We start from the raw sequence: 16630 nt of genomic DNA, 5'->3' as shown, positions 1-16630 counted from the left end.
CCCATCCTCTATTGAATCTCGAACCAAACATGCGCGTTGCCGGTGCCGGCAGCGTTCTCGTACTCGGAAAGCTGGATGCCCCTGGCACGGCAGGATCCACCGCCCAGCGCCCCCATCATCTGCGCATAATGCGCGCCGTGTCCCTCGTACTTCGCCCTCTCCAGCTCCGGAAAGCGATGGAGGACGATGTCGTGGCGTCCCTCCTTCCAGAGATCGAGGACTTCCATATCAAGCGCCCTGTTCTCCGGATCGGAGACGTTGTCGGGATGCCAGACCCGCGGGTTGGGCGGCACATGGTCCAGATCGTAGAATTTGTGGCTCATCGCGCCGGACGCCAGCAGCACGACGCGTGCGTCCGATCGCCGGATCGCCTCGCCGATCACCTCGCCCATCTGCAGGAAGTGCCGTAGCTGTGCCGTCTGGCAGGTACCGACGCTCAAGACCTTCTCGCCGCGGCCGAGATAATGGATCACGTTGAGCGTCGGATACTGTAGCGGCAGCGTTTCGTCGGTAACGTTCCGGGCGCCGACCTTCCTCTCCTGCGCGACCTGCTCGACCAGGGCCGCCAGTTCCGGCGCGCCGCGATGATCATAGGCAAACCGAGACATCGAGAAGGGAAGCTCCGACGACGTGTACGAGCCTTTGTAGTGCGCCGCCCCCGCCACCAGGTGCAGGCCGGTCGTGATCCAATGGGTATCGAACAGCACGAGCGTATCCGGTTTCACCTCGTCGATCTTCGCCCGCACGCGGTCGAAGCCTTCGATGAGGTCGGTATCGCGCCCATTGCCGCGTCGTACCCGGATCTCCTTCGGCTGCACGAGGCCCGGATGGTGTGAGACGATCGCAGCGCCGACGATTTCACCCAAGGCCGCCTCCCTATTTCGCCGTGGCCTGCCGAATGGCCTGCCAGACATTCTGCGCCGTCGCCGGCATGGGAACATCCGTCACGCCGAGCGGCGCCAGGGCGTCGATCACCGCATTCATCACCACCGGCATAGCCCCGACGGTGCCGGCCTCGCCAGCCCCCTTGGCGCCGAGCGGATTGTACTTGGTCGGCACCGGATTCGACTTGATCTCCATGCTGCACATCATGTCGGCGCGCGGCATGGCGTAGTCGAGGAAGCTCGCCGTCAGGAGCTGGCCGCTCTCGCGGTCCCACACCACCTGTTCGCTCAGGATCTGGCCGACGCCCTGTGCGACGCCGCCGTGGATCTGGCCCTTGAGACCGATGGGATTCATGACGGTGCCGACGTCGTCGACGACAGCATAGCGGTCGAGCTTCACCTCGCCCGTTTCAGGATCTACCTCGACCTCGCAGATGTGACAGCCATTGGGATAGGTGTCCTTTTCCCCCAGGAAGGTGGCGTTCTCGTAGAGCCCGCCCTCGAAGCCACCCTTGGGCCATTTGGTGGGATTGAAGGCGGCCATTGCCACCTGCTTCAGCGATACGGACTTGTCCGTTCCCGTGACCTTGAAGACGCCGTCGGCGAATTCGATGTCCTGTTCACCCGCCTCGAGCAGGTGACCGGCCAGCTTCTTGCCTTTTTCGACCACCTTGTTGGCAGCGAAAAAGAGCGCCGAGCCACCGAGCACCGTCGAGCGGGAACCGTTGGTGCCCATGCCGAATGCCACGCGGTCGGTGTCGCCATCGATGAACTGCACGTCGGCCGGATCGATGCCCAGCCGCTCGTTCAGGATCTGCTTGAACATCGTCTCGTGTCCCTGCCCCTGGGCCTTGGTGCCCATCAGCAGTGCCGCGGTACCGCTCGGGTTGAAGCGGATCTCGGCATATTCCGGCTGGGCCGTTCCCGCCGCCTGCTCGATGGCGTTGATGATGCCAAGTCCGCGCAGCTTGCCTTGTCTCTGCGACTCGGCCTTGCGCGCCTCGAAGCCCGCGACATCGGCCAGCTTCAACGCCATGTCCAGATTCTTCTCGAACTGGCCGCAATCGTAGAACGGACCGACCGGGCTCTGATACGGCAAGGCCGATTCCGGCAGCATGTTCCTGCGTCGCAGCTCGACACGGTCCAGGCCCAGCTCGCGGGCGGCATCGTCGATCAGCCGCTCGATCAAATAGATCGCCTCGGGCCGACCGGCGCCGCGATAGGGAGCCGTCGGGTTGGTGTTGCTGAGCACGCCCACCACATTGATGTAGGCCTTGGGAATCCTGTAGACGCCCAGCACCGTGCCAATCATCCCGAACGGCGACAGCAGGTTGCGGTCCGATCCGACATAGGCGCCGATATTGGCGAGCATATGGAGCCGCAGGGCGACGAAGTTGTTGTCCTTGTCGAGGGCCAACTCGATCTCGCCGATATTGTCGCGCCCGTGCTCGTCGGCCATCACGGCCTCGCTGCGCTCGCACGTCCACTTCACCGGGCGCACGAGCTTGCGTGCCGCCCACAGTGTCAGGCGATGCTCGATATACTGCCAGCCCTTGGTACCGAACCCGCCACCGACATCGCCCGAGATCACGCGCATCTTGCTCTCGGGCACCTTGAAGACGTTCTGCGCCAGCATGTTGCGCACCCGGTGGGGATACTGCACGTCCGCGTACAGCGTCATGCGATCCTCGCCCGGATCATAGGTCCCGAGCGTGCCACGCGGTTCCATGAACTGGGCGTGGACCCGGGTGATCACGTAGCGGCGCTTGATCACCTTGGCCGCTGTTTTGATTGCCTCGTCGGTCGCCGCCTTGTTGCCGCGCTCCGTATGGTTGGAGATGTTGTCGGGGCACTCGTCCCAGACCGCTGCCGCGCCCGGCTTCACGGTATCCTCGGTCGCCGTCACCGAGGGGAGCGGCTCGTAATCGATGTCGACCAGCTCGGCCGCGTCCTTGGCCTGGGCCAGCGTGTCGGCAACCACCATGACGACCGGATCGCCGACATAGCGCACGCGGTCCGTCACCAGCGGCGGCCGCTGCGGCGCGAACATCGGCTTACCGTCGGGCCGCTTTCTCGGCATGTTGGCCTTCGGCATACCAAGCCCATCCGCCGCCACATCGTGGCCGGTATAGACGGCAAGGACACCGGGCGCGGCCTTTGCCGCCTCGACGTCGATCGAGCGGATCTTCGCGTGCGCATGCGGCGAGCGAACGAACACGGCATGAGCCTGCCCGGGCAGATTGACGTCGTTGATGAAGCGTCCCTGCCCGCGCAGCAGGCGCGGATCCTCGAAGCGCAGGACAGGTTGACCGATACCGTACTTGCTCATGATGCTCTCTCACTCCGAACAATCAGACCCTACGATTGGCTCACCGCGCGGGCGAACGCATGTCATGGCTCGATGTCAGCCGATCGGCCCCATGAAGACGGGATCGGCATAGGTGTCCGACATCGGCTCGAGGCTCTCCGGCCATTCCTTCGCCACGGGCCGACGTTGCGCGGCCGGCCTCGGCTGACCGTCCCAGCCCACGCGCTCCATGTAATAGTAGAGCATCAGGGTGTGTCCGGCTGGATCGACGATATGGGCGGCGTAGTCGACGCCCGGATGGAGATCCGCCGGAATGGCCTCGGTGAACTGCACACCCTTCTTCTTCAGGAAGGCGACGGCATCGCGGAGCTGGCGGTAGCTGCCGACCTGCAGGCCCATGGACGCAACCGATGTATTCGGATTGAGCCCCAGTTCGGCCCGCAGCGCCTTCGGCATCAGCGACAGGCTGTGATGCTCGCTGCCGTTGCGCAGATACACGCAGCGATGGCCCTTGTAGGTCACGACCTCGGTCCGCACGAAACCCATGGTCTTCGTGTAGAAGGCCTCGGAAGCGCCGACGTCGGCAACGAACAGGCTCATCGGACCGATATTCACGATCTTGAACGGCCGCGGCAACTTCACCCCGGCGACGACATATTCCTCGTCGGATCGATCGCGGATGGTATTGCCGGCATTGATGTCGACGCCCTTCGCGATCGCCTCGCGGACCTCGGTTTCTTCCGAGATCTGCGGCAGTTCGGGGCGTTCCCGAAAGGCACGGTAGTACATGGCCTCGGGCTTGCTGCGGCCATCCCAGCCGATCTGCTCCATGCCATAGTAGAGTTCCACCGTATGGCCGTCCGGATCGCGGATGTAGGTGTGCCAGTTGCTGCCCGGCATGTCGCGGCCGACACGCCGGATCTCGACCTGCTTGTCGCGGAAATAATCGGCCGCCGCGAACACCTCTTCCATCGTCCCTACCTGCCAGGTGATCTGGTTCACCGTTACGTCTTTCGAGACGGCATCGTCGCCGAAGATCGCCCCCATCGACTTGTGCGCCAGGAGGAAGGCGTGATGATCGGTGTTGTGGCTCATGAACACGATCCGCGTATCCTGCATACGCTTGGCCATCTCCTCGCGCCCCGCGATCTTGCTGAAGTCCCGCGTGTCGGTGATGCGAAAGCCCAGCAGGCCGGCATAGAAATCGAGGCCGGCATCGAGATCGGGTACGTTGAAGCCGAAGTGACCGAGGCGACGGATCTTGAACGGCTGCGGATATCGGATGCCGCCAATGTCGTAGGTCGATGTGCGCTGAATCGTATCCATCGCTTCCTCCTATCCCTTGGTTCGCCGTGACGACCGGGCATTCGCCGCATGGAGCGTCAGTCCCGGCACTTCGGACCCGGCCTGTTCGACCGTGTTCCGTATGTGTCTTTCGATCAGGCTGCAGGCGAGATCGACATCCCGCGCCAATACGGCATCGCGCAGTTCGAGATGCTCGTTGCGCCGCCGCGAACGGGCGTGGATCATGGTCAGCCAGTGATACCGTCGTGCCTGATCGAACAGCTCGCTGCGGAAGTGCAGCGACCAGGGCGACGTGCAGGTCGCGACCAGCGCATCATGGAAGCGCTTGTGCCGTTTGCCCCATTCCCGCTTAAGACTCACAGGATCATCCGGTGTCGGCTTCCCGAGCTTCGACAGCAGGAAGTAGGAGCTCACGATCTCCGCCTCCCAGGCGTCGGTGCCGTTGCGGATGGCATCCGCCAGCGTCCTCGTCTCGAGATAGACGCGCAGCTCGGACAGATCGAGAAAATCGGCCAGGGAAATCGGCGCCACGGAGAATCCGCGCCCTGCCTCCGTTCGCGCCAGGCCTTCGGAGACGAGATGCGACAGCGCCTCGCGAAGCGTGCCGACCGACGTGTCGTAACGCTGGCGCAGCTCGCCGAACCGCAGGCGCTGATCGGGCTTCAGCACGCAGCACAGAATGTCCTCGCGCATCTGGCGCAGCACCTCGAAGGTGGCCGCATCCTCGCGCAACACGTCCTGCGGCGCCGTCGTCGCCGGCGATCTGTCGACAATTTCCACCGGCATCTTGAGGATCTTCGCCATCGGTCCTCTCACACTCCAAGATAGGCTTCGCGGATATGCGGCTGGTCCAGAAGCTCGTTCGGCACCCCCTGAGCGACGATACGGCCCTGCTCCAGCACGTAGGCACGATCGGCGATGCCGAGCGCCTTCAGCACATTCTGCTCGACTAGCAGGACTGCGGCCCCATCGTCCCGCACCCGCACGATGATGTCGAACATATCGTCCACGATCGCCGGCGCCAGGCCCAGCGATGGCTCATCGAACAGCACGATCCGCGGGCGTGCCATCAGCGCCCGGCCGATCGCCACCATCTGCTGCTGGCCGCCGGACAACTCGCCGGCCGGCTGCAGCCGCTTCTGCCGCAGAACCGGGAACAGCGCATAGACCCGTTCGAGGGAGTCCGACCGTGCGGCTCGGGCGGCCTGTAGATAACAGCCGAGCTCGAGATTCTCCTCGACCGACATCTTGGCGAACAGCCGGCGCCCTTCGGGCACGAGCGCGATGCCGTGGCCGCAGAATTCGTGCGCCTTCAGGTTCGTCATGTCCACGCCGTCGAAGCGCAGATCCCCCTGGCGACAGCGCAGCAGACCGGCGATGGCATTGATGAGCGTCGTCTTGCCGGCGCCATTGGGGCCGATCACCGAGACGATCTCTCCGGCATCGACGTCGAGCGTCGCGTCCCAGACGGCAGGGGCATCGCCGTAGCCGATGTGAAGGTGGCGAGTCTCAAGCAGCATAGGCTTTGCCCAGATAGATCGAGACCACGCGCGGATCGCGCATCACCTCGCGCGGAGCCCCGAGAGCGAACAACCTTCCCTCGTTGAGGACGGCGACACGGTCGGAGAGTTCCACCACGGCGCGCATCAGATGCTCGACGAAGACGATGGTCGCACCCTGGGCACGAATCGCGCGCACCAGCTGGATGGCATTGTCGACCTCGGTCGGATTGAGGCCCGACAGCACCTCGTCGAGCAGCAGCAACTTGGGCTTGGCGGCAAGCGCCCGGGCCAGTTCGAGGAATTTGCGCTCGTGCAGGTTCAAACCCGCCGGCAGCACCTCTTCCTTGCCCGACAAGCCGGTGAAGCCAATCCAATGCAAGGCTTCATCGCGGATTTCCTTGCTCGACCGCGAGGGACCGCCGAAGGCAGCGGCGGCAACGACGTTTTCGAGCACCGTCATGTTCGTGAACGGCCTCGGGATCTGGTAGGTCCGCGCCACGCCCCGCCGCGCGATGTCATGCGCCGGCAGTGCGCCGATCTGCACCCCGTCCACGGCAATGGTGCCGGTGGTGAGCGGATAGTGTCCCGAGATGACGTTGATCAGCGTGGTCTTGCCCGAGCCGTTGGGTCCGACGAGACCGACGATTTCCCCTTCGCGTACATCGAGATCGACTCCGGCCAAGGCCTGCAAGCCGCCGAAGCGCTTCGTGACGGCGCGCACCTCAAGGATATTCCGATCCTTGATCGGACGGGCCGCCGGCACGACCGGCGCCACCTCGGCACGATGAGGTTGCGACACGGCCCGCCTCACCCGCCATTTCTTGAGGGCGGGAATCAGCCCATCCGGCAGCCACAGGATCGACAGGATCAGGATCGCGCCGACGATGGCACGGCCGACCATCGCCTCCCCGCCGCTGATGAAGGCATAGAGAAGGACTGTAATGAACGTCGCGCCCACGGCCGGACCGAACCAGTGACGAGAGCCCCCGATCACGCTCATCAGGACCACGAACAGCGGGACCGTCAGTTCGAAGGTCCCGGAGACCGTGATGAAGCCGACATAGAGAGCGTGGACGCCGCCCACAGCGCCGGCGATGCCGGCCGACAGAGCAAAGGCCGCGATCTTGTACTTGAAGGTCGGCACCCCCTTGGCTTCGGCCACGTCCTCGTCGTCGTGGATGGCATAAAGCCCCATGCCCAACCGCGAATGCGCGACTGTCCAGGCAATGGCAAGCGTGGCCAGACACAGGATGAAGCCCAGCAGATAGATCGTGCCCGTCGGCGTCGGCAGGAGGTCCGGGATCGGCACCGCGCTCATGAAGATCCCGGCGCCGCCGTCGATGGGCGTGTTCAGGATCACGGTTGCGATCACGAACGTAACCGAGAGCGTCAGCAACGCGAAAAGCTCCCCGCGCAGCCGTCGCAGCCGGAAGACGACGGCGCCGATCGTGACGCCAAACAGCGCCGACAGGCCGGCTGCCACCGGCAGGGTCAGCAGGACCGGCACCTCGAACTTGGTCGCCAGAGTAGCGGTCGTGTACATGCCGATGCCGAAGAACGCGGCGTGCCCGAGGCTGAAGTAGCCGGCGAAGCCGCTGAGGATCGCCCAGCTCGTCGCCAGCGAGACCCAGAAGAAAACGAGATAGAAGAACGAATCGTAGAAGGCCGGCAGGCCCGCGACCGGCAGGAACGCGAAAACCAGGATGCCCAGAACCGCGCCGAGCTTCGCCAGGCCTTGGGCGTTCGTCATAGCCATTCCGGATCCCACAGCAGGATGACGATCAGCACGGAGAAGGACACGACGGGCGCCCAGGCCGGGCTGAGGACCGCCATGGCAAGCGACTCGCTGGCGCCGATCAGCATGCCCGCCAGGAGAGCGCCCAGCGGGTTTCCCAACCGTCCGATGATCACCACCGCGAATACCACGCCGAGCCAGGCCCAGATCTGCGCCGGGGCGAGCGTCGCGATCAGGGCAATGAAGGTCCCGGCAATGCCGGCATAGGCGGCACCGATGCCCGACAGAAGATACGCCAGCTTCCGATGATCGACGCCGTAGGCCGCCGCGATGTCGGCGTCCTCCGCCGCGGCCCGCAGACCCTTGCCCACATAGGTCTTGCGCAGCCACATCCACGTACCCCAAGCGAGCACGCTCGCCACCACGCACAACACCAGTTCGAGCACCGGGACGAAGAACGGCCCGACCTTGAACGACAGCGTGGAATAGTGAGTCTCGAAACGGCGGTAATCGGCCGTCCAATAGATCTGGATGCCAGCCTCGACGATCACGGCGAAGCTGAAGGTAATGAGCAGCGAGGCAAGTTCGTTCACATGGAAGCGATCGAACAGCCAGTACTGCGCGGCACCGACTCCGAACATGACCGGCACGACCATGGCAGCAGACCACCACGGCGCAACGCCGTACTTCGTGCCGAGCTCGTAGACGATGTAGGCCGACAGGAACGCCAGCGCGAAGTGGCTGAGATTGACCAGCCGCAGCAGGCCCCAGCTCAGGCTGAGGCCCATTGCAAGCAGCCCGTACATCCCGCCAGCGAGAACGCCGGAGATCAGGGCCTGGCCGAGGAGCGTCGCACTCGGCATCCGTTCAGGCGCCCAACAGCGACACGCCGGGCGCGGCGAACTCCTTCGGCCACACGACTTTCCATTCCTTGTCCTGCACCTGCTTGATCAGCTGGGCGGCGCCGCCGTGGTTGTAGGGTCCGTCGAAGCGAAGGCTGCCGTAGATCGTCTCCACGCGATGCTTCTTCAGCCAATCGGCGATGGCCTTGTCGTCGAGGCTGTTGGCCCCGTTCACCGCCGCTTCGAGGATCTGCCATTCCGACACCATCCCGGCTGCCTGGGCGTCGATGATCGCATAAGGCAGGTTCGCCTTGGTCGCGCGCTCCTTGAACTCCCCGGCGATACGGCGAACCCCGGGGCGGCTCAGGAAAGGCTCCGACGGCTCGAGGAAGGTCGAGCACAGCGCCTTGTCGCCGTCCGGGGACAGGGCAAGCGGGCCGGGCGCAGGGTAAAGGTGAAAGTGGTTCTTCGGCTTGTAGTCGAGCTTGTGCAGCGCCTCGAGAAGCTGGTTGCTCTCCAACCCGAGCGAGCCGACCCAGAGGAAATCGGCATTCGCCTCCTTGACGCGCGCCGCGATGGCGCCGAAATCGCGATTGCCCGATTCGTATTCGAGATAGAGCGTGACCTTCACGCCCCTCTTCTCCGCCTGGTCCCTCATGCCCTGGGCCATGAACTGCGCCGATGGAAACTTGCTGCTCAGCACGACGATGGTCTTGGGCGGGTTGGGCAGGCTCGCCATCGCATCGAGGATGACGTTCGGATAGGTCTTCTCAGGTTCCGGCCCGAACGGCGTCGCCGGGAAGGCGCGGTCGTAGGTCTGTAGCTTGGGAATGCCCATGCTGCTCTGGATCATCACCTTGCCGTAACGCTGCGCGACCCCCATCGCCGCCAGGATAGGCGCGGTGGCATACGGTCCCTGGATGAGGTCGACCTTATCCACCGTGATCAGCTTCTCGTAGAGGCTGCGTGCCACTTCCGGTTTGGACTGGTCGTCGAGCAGCACGTATTCGACCGGCCGGCCGAGGAAGCCGTTCCGGCCGTTGATTTCGTCGACCATGATCTCGGCCGCGATCTTGTGGATGGCCGCTGTCTGCGCCAGGAAGCCCGTCAGGGACAGCGTGCCTCCCACTCTCACCGGCTTGCCCGACGGCGCGGCGCGCAGGATCGACGGCGCCGCTAGCGCCGCTGCTCCTGTCATCATTCCAGCCAATATCCGACGACGGCGCCAAGCACCTTTCCGCTCGATCATCGCTTCCTCCAGCTGGCGCGCTTCTTTATTTCGGCGCCGTTTCCTGGATGTTGGGATAACGCCCGCCGGCTGTAAACAGGTTTTCGAAAGTTTCGAAAGTTTTCGAATATCTGGATTACCGCCTGGTAACGCCGAGGAATCTTTCGAGCAGCGATGCGTCTGCCAGCAATTCGGCACTCGCTCCCTGATGCACGATCCGGCCACGCTCCAGGATCAAGGCGCGCCGGGTGATCGGCAATATCTTGTGCGCATGCTGCTCGACAATGAGCGCCGCCATCCCTTCCGCCCGCAGAAGCCGGACGAGTGCCGACAGCAACTCCTCGACGATGATCGGCGCCAGGCCCTCGGTGGGCTCGTCCAGCAACAGCAGTCGTGGATTGGTCGCAAGCGCGCGACCGATGGCCAGCATCTGCTGCTCGCCGCCCGACAGGGCTCCGCCCATATTCCCTCGCCTCTCCTTGAGACGCGGAAAAACTCCGTAGATGCGATCCACGGTCCACGCGCCCGGTCGTGCAACCGCCGTCAGGTTTTCCTCGACCGTCAGCGATCGGAAAATGTTGCGTTCCTGCGGAACCCAACCGAGGCCGAGCCCCGCCCTCTCCTCCGGCGACAAGGGAGCGAGTTCCCGCCCCGCCAGAGTGATTGAACCATCGAAACGACGTGTGACACCGACGATGCTGTCGATCAGCGTCGTCTTGCCGACGCCGTTGCGACCGAGCACGGCCATGGCCTCGCCCGCTTCCAGCCGGAAGGTCACATCCGAAAGAACCACGGCACGGCCATAGCCGGCGCGAAGACCCGTTACAGCCAGCAGATCAGCCATGATCGTTGCCGCCCAGATAGACGGCGCGCACGCGCGGATCGGCAGCGATGACTTCGGGCTCGCCCTCGACCAGCAGTGCGCCGTCGACCAGGACCGAGATGCGCCGGGCAAAGCTGAAGACGAGGTCCATGTCGTGCTCGATCAACAGCACCGACACCTCGACCGGGAGAGCGGCAATCGCATCCAGAATGTCACGACGCTCCGCCTCCGGTACTCCGGCGGCGGGCTCGTCGAGCAGCAGGACCTTAGGCTTGCAGGCGAAGGCAACGGCGATTTCGAGCAACCGCTGCTTGCCGTAGGGCAGCGTGTCGGTCCGGCTGTCGAGAACATCGGCGAGGCCGAACCGCTCCGCCACCGCCGTGATTTCTGCCACGACAGCGTCACCCCCGACCGCATGGGACCAGCGACCGCCCAGGCCCAGCTGCTCATCGATCGCAAGTGCCAGGGTTTCGAGCGGCGTCAGATCGCCGAACAGCTGGTTGATCTGGAAGGTCCGCACGAGACCGCGCCGCACCCGCGCCTCGGCGCTCAACGAAGTGACATCTTCGCCGGCGAGAAGGACACGACCGGCGCTCGCCGGCAGGACGCCAGTCAGCAGATTGACGAATGTCGTCTTGCCGGCGCCATTCGGTCCGATCAGCGCGTGCCGTGCTCCCTGCTCGAGCGTAAACGACACATCCCGGGTGGCGACCAGGCCGCCGAAGCGCTTGGCGAGGCCGCGCGTCTCCAGAGCCGCGGTCATCGACCGAATCTCGCCAACAGGCCGCGCATGCCGCCGGTCAGCCGTTCGCGTCCCAGCATGACGAACGCCACGAGGAACAGGCCGATCCAGAACTGCCAGTATTCCGGCGTCACGGCCGCCAGGGCGTCCTGAAGGGCCTCATACAGGACGGCGCCCAGGATGCCGCCATAAAGCCAGCCCGCGCCGCCTATGATCAGCACCAGCAGCACATCGGCGGAGCGATGAAACTCGAAGAAGTCCAGTGAGACGAACGCCGTTGTCTGCGCAAGCAAGGCGCCCGCCGCGCCGGCGAAGGCCGCCGCCAGCGTGTAGACCGCGATCAATCGCTTATGCACGGGCACGCCGAGCGCCGAGGCCCGCAGGCGATTGCGCCGGATCGCCATCAGGGACAGGCCGAACGGCGAATACACCACTGCCCGCGCGACCAGCATCAGAACGAACAGCGTCGTCAGGCTGTAGGCGTAGGCCACTCGGCCGTAGAGATCGAATTCGAACAGACCAAGCAACGGCCCCATGGTCACCCCCTGCAGACCATCGGCGCCGCCCGTGAGATCGGGAAGAGCATTGGCAAGCTCGCCCAACAGCATCGCGACCCCCAGCGTGACCATGAGGCGGGTCAGGTCGCTGCCGCGCAGCACCAGGAAGCTGGTGGCGAATCCGAGCGACGCCGCGGCGACGGTCGCGAGGGCGAGCCCGACCGTCGGATCGTCGGTGACATGCTTGGCGAGAAGGCCCGCCGCGTAGGCACCGAGCCCCAGGAACGCGGCATGGCCCAGCGAGATGATTCCGGCGTAGCCCAGGATCAGGTCGAGCGAGAGAGCGAACAGCGCCAGGATCGCAATCTCGTTCAGGATCAGGTGCCGGCCCGCCGGGAGGAACAACGCTGCGAAGGCCGCTAGCCAGAACACGATCTCCGCCCATCGCCACCGCGCCCGTCGCGCCAGAGCCTGCCCAACCCACATCAGCGCGGCCGGCCAAATAGGCCATGCGGCCGCAGCACCAGCACGGCGATCATGACGAGATAGACGATGAACGCGCCGATGGCCGGGATGTAGTACTTCCCGGCAACATCGGCGATGCCGAGCAGCAAGGAGGCGATGAACGGGCCGACAACGCCCGACGTCCCGCCGACCGCGACGACGATCAGGAAGTAGATCATGAAGCGCAGCGGAAAATTGGGATCGAGCCCCAGGATCTCCGACCCCAGCGCGCCACCGAGGCCGGCAAGACCGGATCCGACCGCAAAAGTCACGGCGAACACCGTTCCGACGGGAATGCCCAGGCCGCGTGCCACCCGCGCATCGTCGACCGCGGCACGCAACCGGCTGCCGAACCGCGTGTGCGTCAATCCAAGCTGCAGGCCGACGGCCAGCAATCCGCACAGGATGACGATGAAGGCGCGGTAAATGCCGACATGCATCCCGAGCATGTCGACGCGACCCGTCAGCCAGGCCGGCAGCTTGATCGTCTGCTGGCTTGCTCCCATCGCCCAGGTCGTGCCGGAGACGGCCATGAAGACGAGCCCGATCGAGAACAGGACCTGATCGAGGTGGCTGCGCCGGTACATGTGGCGATAAAGCGTACGCTCGAGGACCAGGCCCAGCACCGCCGCCACGAGGAAGGCCGCCGGCAGGCAAGCCAGGAACGGGACGCCGCCGCGATCCATGAGCAGCACGGTCGCGTAGCCGCCCGCCATCGCGAAGGCGCCGTGTGCCAGATTGACGAAGTTCATCAATCCCAATGTGACGGCCAGACCACAGGCCAGCACGAACAAGAGCATACCGTACGCCACGCCATCGAACAGGATGGTGGCCATGCCTACGATCTTCTTTCGAAGGAGCCGCTCACGCCGAGGTGCTTCAGCGCGGGATGCATCTCAGCGGATGAGCAACGGCGCGCCACCTCGGAGCTACTTCTTCTTCGCGGCCTTCACCGGATCCTTGACGTTGGGAATGGTTTCGAACTCGACATTGTAGAGTTCGCCATCGACCTTCTGGACCTTGCGCACATAGATGTTCTGTACGATGTCCCGGGTCTCGGGATCGATCGAGATCGGCCCGCGCGGGCTTTCCCAAGCCATCCCCTTCATCGCTTCGAGCAACTTCGCCCCGTCCGTCGAGCCGTTGGTCTTCTTCAAGGCTTCGTAGATCAGGTGCATGCCGTCATAGCCGCCCACCGCCATGAAGTTGGGGCGGAGGCCGCCGTTGGCCTTCCTGAAAGCGCTGACGAAGGCCTTGTTCACGGCGCTGTCGTGCGCGGCCGAATAATTGTGGGCATTGATGACGCCGACCATGACGTCGCCCATGCCGTTCAACTGGTCGTCGTCAGTCACGTCGCCGGTCGCGATCAGCTTCATGCCCGACTTGTCGAGACCGCGCTCGACGAACTGCTTCACGAACTGCGCCCCGGCCCCCGACGGCACGAACACGAACAGCGCGTCGGCCTTGGCGTCGGCGGCCTTTTGCAGGACCGGCGAGAAGTCGGGGCTGCGCATCGGGACGCGCAGGTTCTCGATGATGGTGCCGCCCTTGGCCTTGAATTCGTCGCTGAACGACTTCTCGGCATCGATGCCGGGGCCGTAATCGCTGACCAGGGTCACCACCTTCTTGATGCCGTTCTTGACCGCCCAATCCGCCATCGGCACCGCAGACTGCGCCAGCGTGAAGCTGGTGCGCACCACATAGGGCGATGCCTCGGTGATCGACGAGGTTCCCGCCGCCATGACGATCTCCGGCACCTTAGCCTGGGTGGCGATCGGCGCCGTCGCCAGCGCGGATGGCGTGATGCCGAACCCCGCGAGGAACGCGACTTTGTCGTTGACGATGAGTTCCTGCGCCAGCCGCTTGGTGACATCCGGCACGCTGGTATCGTCCTTGAGGATCACCTCGACCTTCTTGCCCGCGACCGTCGTGCCGTTCAGCGCCTGATAGAGCTTCACCGCCGCGTCGATCTGTTTGCCGGTCGATGCCTGCTGCCCCGTCATGGGCAGGATGAGACCGATCTTCACGGTGTCTTGCGCGGCGGCGCCAGACGAAACCGAAACGGCGGCAATAAGCGCCAGGAGGGCACGTCTCCGCATTGTTTTCCTCCCAAACATTCTTGTTGCCGAACTACTAGCACAAATGGCCGCGGGATGCTCTATGCTCGGGCGACGAAATTATGGGAGTCGCCCAATGAAGAGCTACAAGGTCGTCGAATTTGGCCAGCCGCTGCAGCGCGTCGAGGAACCCACCCCTGCTCCAAAGGGCTCCGAAGTGCTCGTGCGGATCACTGCCGCCGGCGTCTGCCACAGCGACGTCCATCTGTGGGAAGGCTTCTTCGACATGGGCGGCGGCAACAAGGTCTCGACCCAGAAGACGATGAACCCGCCCCGCACGATGGGACACGAGATCGTCGGCGAGGTGGTGGCCCTCGGTCCGGATGCCAAAGGCGCGAAGGTCGGCGACAAGGCCGTTGTCTATCCGTGGATCGGCTGCGGCACCTGCTGGTACTGCAGCAACGGCCGCGAGCATCTCTGCCCGACACCGCGCGCGCTCGGCGTGAACAACGACGGCGGCTATGCCGACCATGTGCTGGTGCCACATGCCAAGTATCTCTACCCTTATGGCAACATCCCGACCGAGCTTGCCTGCCTCTATGCCTGCTCCGGCATCACCGCCTTCAGCGCCGTGAAGAAGGCGCAGGGCGAGGATGCCGGCAAGCCCATCCTCGTCATCGGCGCCGGCGGCGTCGGCCTGATGGGCGTGCGCTTCGCCAAGTCGGTGCTGGGCCGCGAGCCGATCGTCGCCGATATCGACCCAAACAAGCGCAAGCTCGCGCTCGAGAACGGCGCCGTGGCGGCCATCGATCCGCGAGAGAAGGACGCGCGCAAGCAGGTCATGGAGCTGACGGGCGGCACCGGCGTCGGTGCCGCGATCGACTTCGTCGGCGGCGAGAGCACGTCGCAGTTCGGCCTGCGGGCGCTGGGTCGCGGCGGGCGGCTGATCATCGTCGGCCTGTTCGGTGGCACCTTCAGCATCCCGTTGCCGATGTTCGCCTTCACCGGCTGCCAGATCGTCGGCTCCGTCACCGGCAGTCCGGCCGAGATGAAAGAGATGATGGATCTCGTGACCGCCGGCAAGGTGACGCCGGTGCCGATCATCAAACGCACGCTCGACGAAGCGGACACCACCCTGCAGGAGTTGCGCAAGGGACTGATCATGGGACGGGCGGTTCTCGTTCCCTGACACCCGACTTGTGACGAGGTCATTGTGAGCCAGGCCGGGCGGGCGCTCGCCCATGCCTTCGAACTGGGCGCGCTTCAACCGAAGCGCGCCTTCTTCCTGCGCGCCGAAATGCCGACGCCGATCGGCGCCGACTGCGAGCAATCGTTTCGGCCTGAGTTCCTGCGCCTCGAGCGGGCCGGCCGGTCAGTCGTCCCGCGCCTGGACGATGGCACCTATCCTTTGGGACTTGTGCTGCTGACCAAGCACAAGGAAGAGAACTTCGCCAATATCGCCCGCGGCTGGAGCTTGCTGGAACCGCGCGGCACGCTGGTCTGCGCCGGTGCCAACGAGGACGGCGCTGCCAGCCTTGAAAAGCAGGTCGGCAAGGCGTTCGGTCTCGTCGACATGCTGTCGAAGTTCCATTGCCGCGTGTTCTGGCTTGTCCGGACGGACCGGGAGCCGCCGGATTACTGGCGGGCGCTGACGCAGCTGCAGCCTGTTGGTGACGGCAACTGGCTCAGCCAACCGGGCATCTTCAGCTGGGACCGCATCGACGACGGCTCTGCCCTGCTCGTCCGTTGTCTGCCGAATGATCTCGCTGGCCATGTCGCCGATTTCGGCTGCGGTTGGGGTTATCTCACGCGCCACGTCCTGCAGAGCTGCGCCGATGTCGCTCAGATCGACCTGATCGATGCCGAGTGTCGGGCCATCGAGGCGGCCCGCGCCAATGTCGCGGACAAGCGGGCACGCTTCCATTGGCTGGATCTCACCACGGAGGCGGCGCCGACGGCCTACGATGTCATCGTCTGCAACCCGCCCTTCCATACCGGCCGGGCTTCCACGCCGTCGCTCGGCCAGCAGGTGATCCAGGCCGCCTCTCGCGCGCTCAAGCCGGGTGGCCATTTCTACATGGTCGCCAATCGCGGCCTGCCCTATGAGCCGCTGCTCAAGGCGCACTTTACCTCGTTCGAGACGCTGGCCGACAATAACAAGTTCAAGGTCAGCCGCGCCGTTCGCTAGGACCTGCGCAGGCGT

Annotated in this window: 15 protein-coding genes; 2 read left to right on the top strand and 13 right to left on the bottom strand. The window is 64.7% G+C overall.

Going from position 1 to position 16630, the window contains the following annotated elements:
* Positions 1-8: 8 nt before the first annotated feature.
* The 13 genes from B5D62_RS04690 to B5D62_RS04630 all read right to left on the bottom strand — a co-directional run bounded on the left by B5D62_RS04690 (position 9) and on the right by B5D62_RS04630 (position 14487).
* Positions 9-866 carry a DODA-type extradiol aromatic ring-opening family dioxygenase gene (locus B5D62_RS04690; protein WP_085932624.1) on the bottom strand — a complete coding sequence of 286 codons (858 nt, stop codon included), beginning with the start codon at positions 864-866 and terminating at the stop codon, positions 9-11.
* Positions 867-876: 10 nt separating this feature from the next.
* Positions 877-3213 (bottom strand): xanthine dehydrogenase family protein molybdopterin-binding subunit, encoded by a 2337-nt coding sequence (locus B5D62_RS04685; protein WP_085932623.1) that lies wholly within the window; start codon positions 3211-3213, stop codon positions 877-879.
* Between the two features lie 75 nt (positions 3214-3288).
* On the bottom strand, positions 3289-4518 hold the full coding sequence (locus B5D62_RS04680; RefSeq protein WP_085932622.1) for a VOC family protein: 1230 nt from the start codon (positions 4516-4518) through the stop codon (positions 3289-3291).
* A 9-nt stretch (positions 4519-4527) separates the two neighbouring features.
* Positions 4528-5301: an FCD domain-containing protein gene (locus B5D62_RS04675; RefSeq protein WP_085932621.1), complete on the bottom strand. Its 774-nt coding sequence runs from the start codon at positions 5299-5301 to the stop codon at positions 4528-4530.
* Positions 5302-5309: 8 nt separating this feature from the next.
* Positions 5310-6014, bottom strand: coding sequence for an ABC transporter ATP-binding protein (locus B5D62_RS04670; RefSeq protein ID WP_218191001.1), 705 nt, complete (start codon positions 6012-6014; stop codon positions 5310-5312).
* The gene (locus tag B5D62_RS04665; RefSeq protein WP_139373722.1) at positions 6007-7749 is read right to left on the bottom strand and encodes a branched-chain amino acid ABC transporter ATP-binding protein/permease; all 1743 of its coding nucleotides are present in this window, start codon (positions 7747-7749) and stop codon (positions 6007-6009) included. Before B5D62_RS04665 ends, B5D62_RS04670 begins: the two co-directional genes overlap by 8 nt.
* Positions 7746-8597: a branched-chain amino acid ABC transporter permease gene (locus B5D62_RS04660; protein ID WP_085932618.1), complete on the bottom strand. Its 852-nt coding sequence runs from the start codon at positions 8595-8597 to the stop codon at positions 7746-7748. Before B5D62_RS04660 ends, B5D62_RS04665 begins: the two co-directional genes overlap by 4 nt.
* Positions 8598-8601: 4 nt before the next feature.
* On the bottom strand, positions 8602-9777 hold the full coding sequence (locus tag B5D62_RS04655; RefSeq protein ID WP_218190941.1) for an amino acid ABC transporter substrate-binding protein: 1176 nt from the start codon (positions 9775-9777) through the stop codon (positions 8602-8604).
* Between the two features lie 163 nt (positions 9778-9940).
* Positions 9941-10648 carry an ABC transporter ATP-binding protein gene (locus tag B5D62_RS04650; RefSeq protein ID WP_085932617.1) on the bottom strand — a complete coding sequence of 236 codons (708 nt, stop codon included), beginning with the start codon at positions 10646-10648 and terminating at the stop codon, positions 9941-9943.
* Entirely contained in the window at positions 10641-11390 is a 750-nt protein-coding gene (locus B5D62_RS04645) for an ABC transporter ATP-binding protein (RefSeq protein ID WP_085932616.1), read from the bottom strand. Before B5D62_RS04645 ends, B5D62_RS04650 begins: the two co-directional genes overlap by 8 nt.
* The gene (locus B5D62_RS04640; protein ID WP_085932615.1) at positions 11387-12352 is read right to left on the bottom strand and encodes a branched-chain amino acid ABC transporter permease; all 966 of its coding nucleotides are present in this window, start codon (positions 12350-12352) and stop codon (positions 11387-11389) included. Before B5D62_RS04640 ends, B5D62_RS04645 begins: the two co-directional genes overlap by 4 nt.
* On the bottom strand, positions 12352-13206 hold the full coding sequence (locus tag B5D62_RS04635; protein ID WP_085932614.1) for a branched-chain amino acid ABC transporter permease: 855 nt from the start codon (positions 13204-13206) through the stop codon (positions 12352-12354). Before B5D62_RS04635 ends, B5D62_RS04640 begins: the two co-directional genes overlap by 1 nt.
* Before the next feature lie 93 nt (positions 13207-13299).
* Positions 13300-14487, bottom strand: coding sequence for an ABC transporter substrate-binding protein (locus B5D62_RS04630; protein WP_419188770.1), 1188 nt, complete (start codon positions 14485-14487; stop codon positions 13300-13302).
* 76 nt (positions 14488-14563) lie between these two features.
* Between B5D62_RS04630 and B5D62_RS04625 the strand changes: the two genes are divergently transcribed.
* Positions 14564-15616 carry an alcohol dehydrogenase gene (locus B5D62_RS04625; protein WP_085932612.1) on the top strand — a complete coding sequence of 351 codons (1053 nt, stop codon included), beginning with the start codon at positions 14564-14566 and terminating at the stop codon, positions 15614-15616.
* A 24-nt stretch (positions 15617-15640) separates the two neighbouring features.
* The gene (locus B5D62_RS04620) at positions 15641-16615 is read left to right on the top strand and encodes a class I SAM-dependent methyltransferase (RefSeq protein WP_085932611.1); all 975 of its coding nucleotides are present in this window, start codon (positions 15641-15643) and stop codon (positions 16613-16615) included.
* The last annotated feature ends 15 nt before the right edge of the window (positions 16616-16630 follow it).

This window comes from Enhydrobacter aerosaccus, assembly GCF_900167455.1.
GTDB lineage: Bacteria > Pseudomonadota > Alphaproteobacteria > Reyranellales > Reyranellaceae > Reyranella > Reyranella aerosaccus.
Note: the sequence above shows the minus strand (reverse complement) of the source record. Positions and strands in the feature narration are given on the sequence as shown.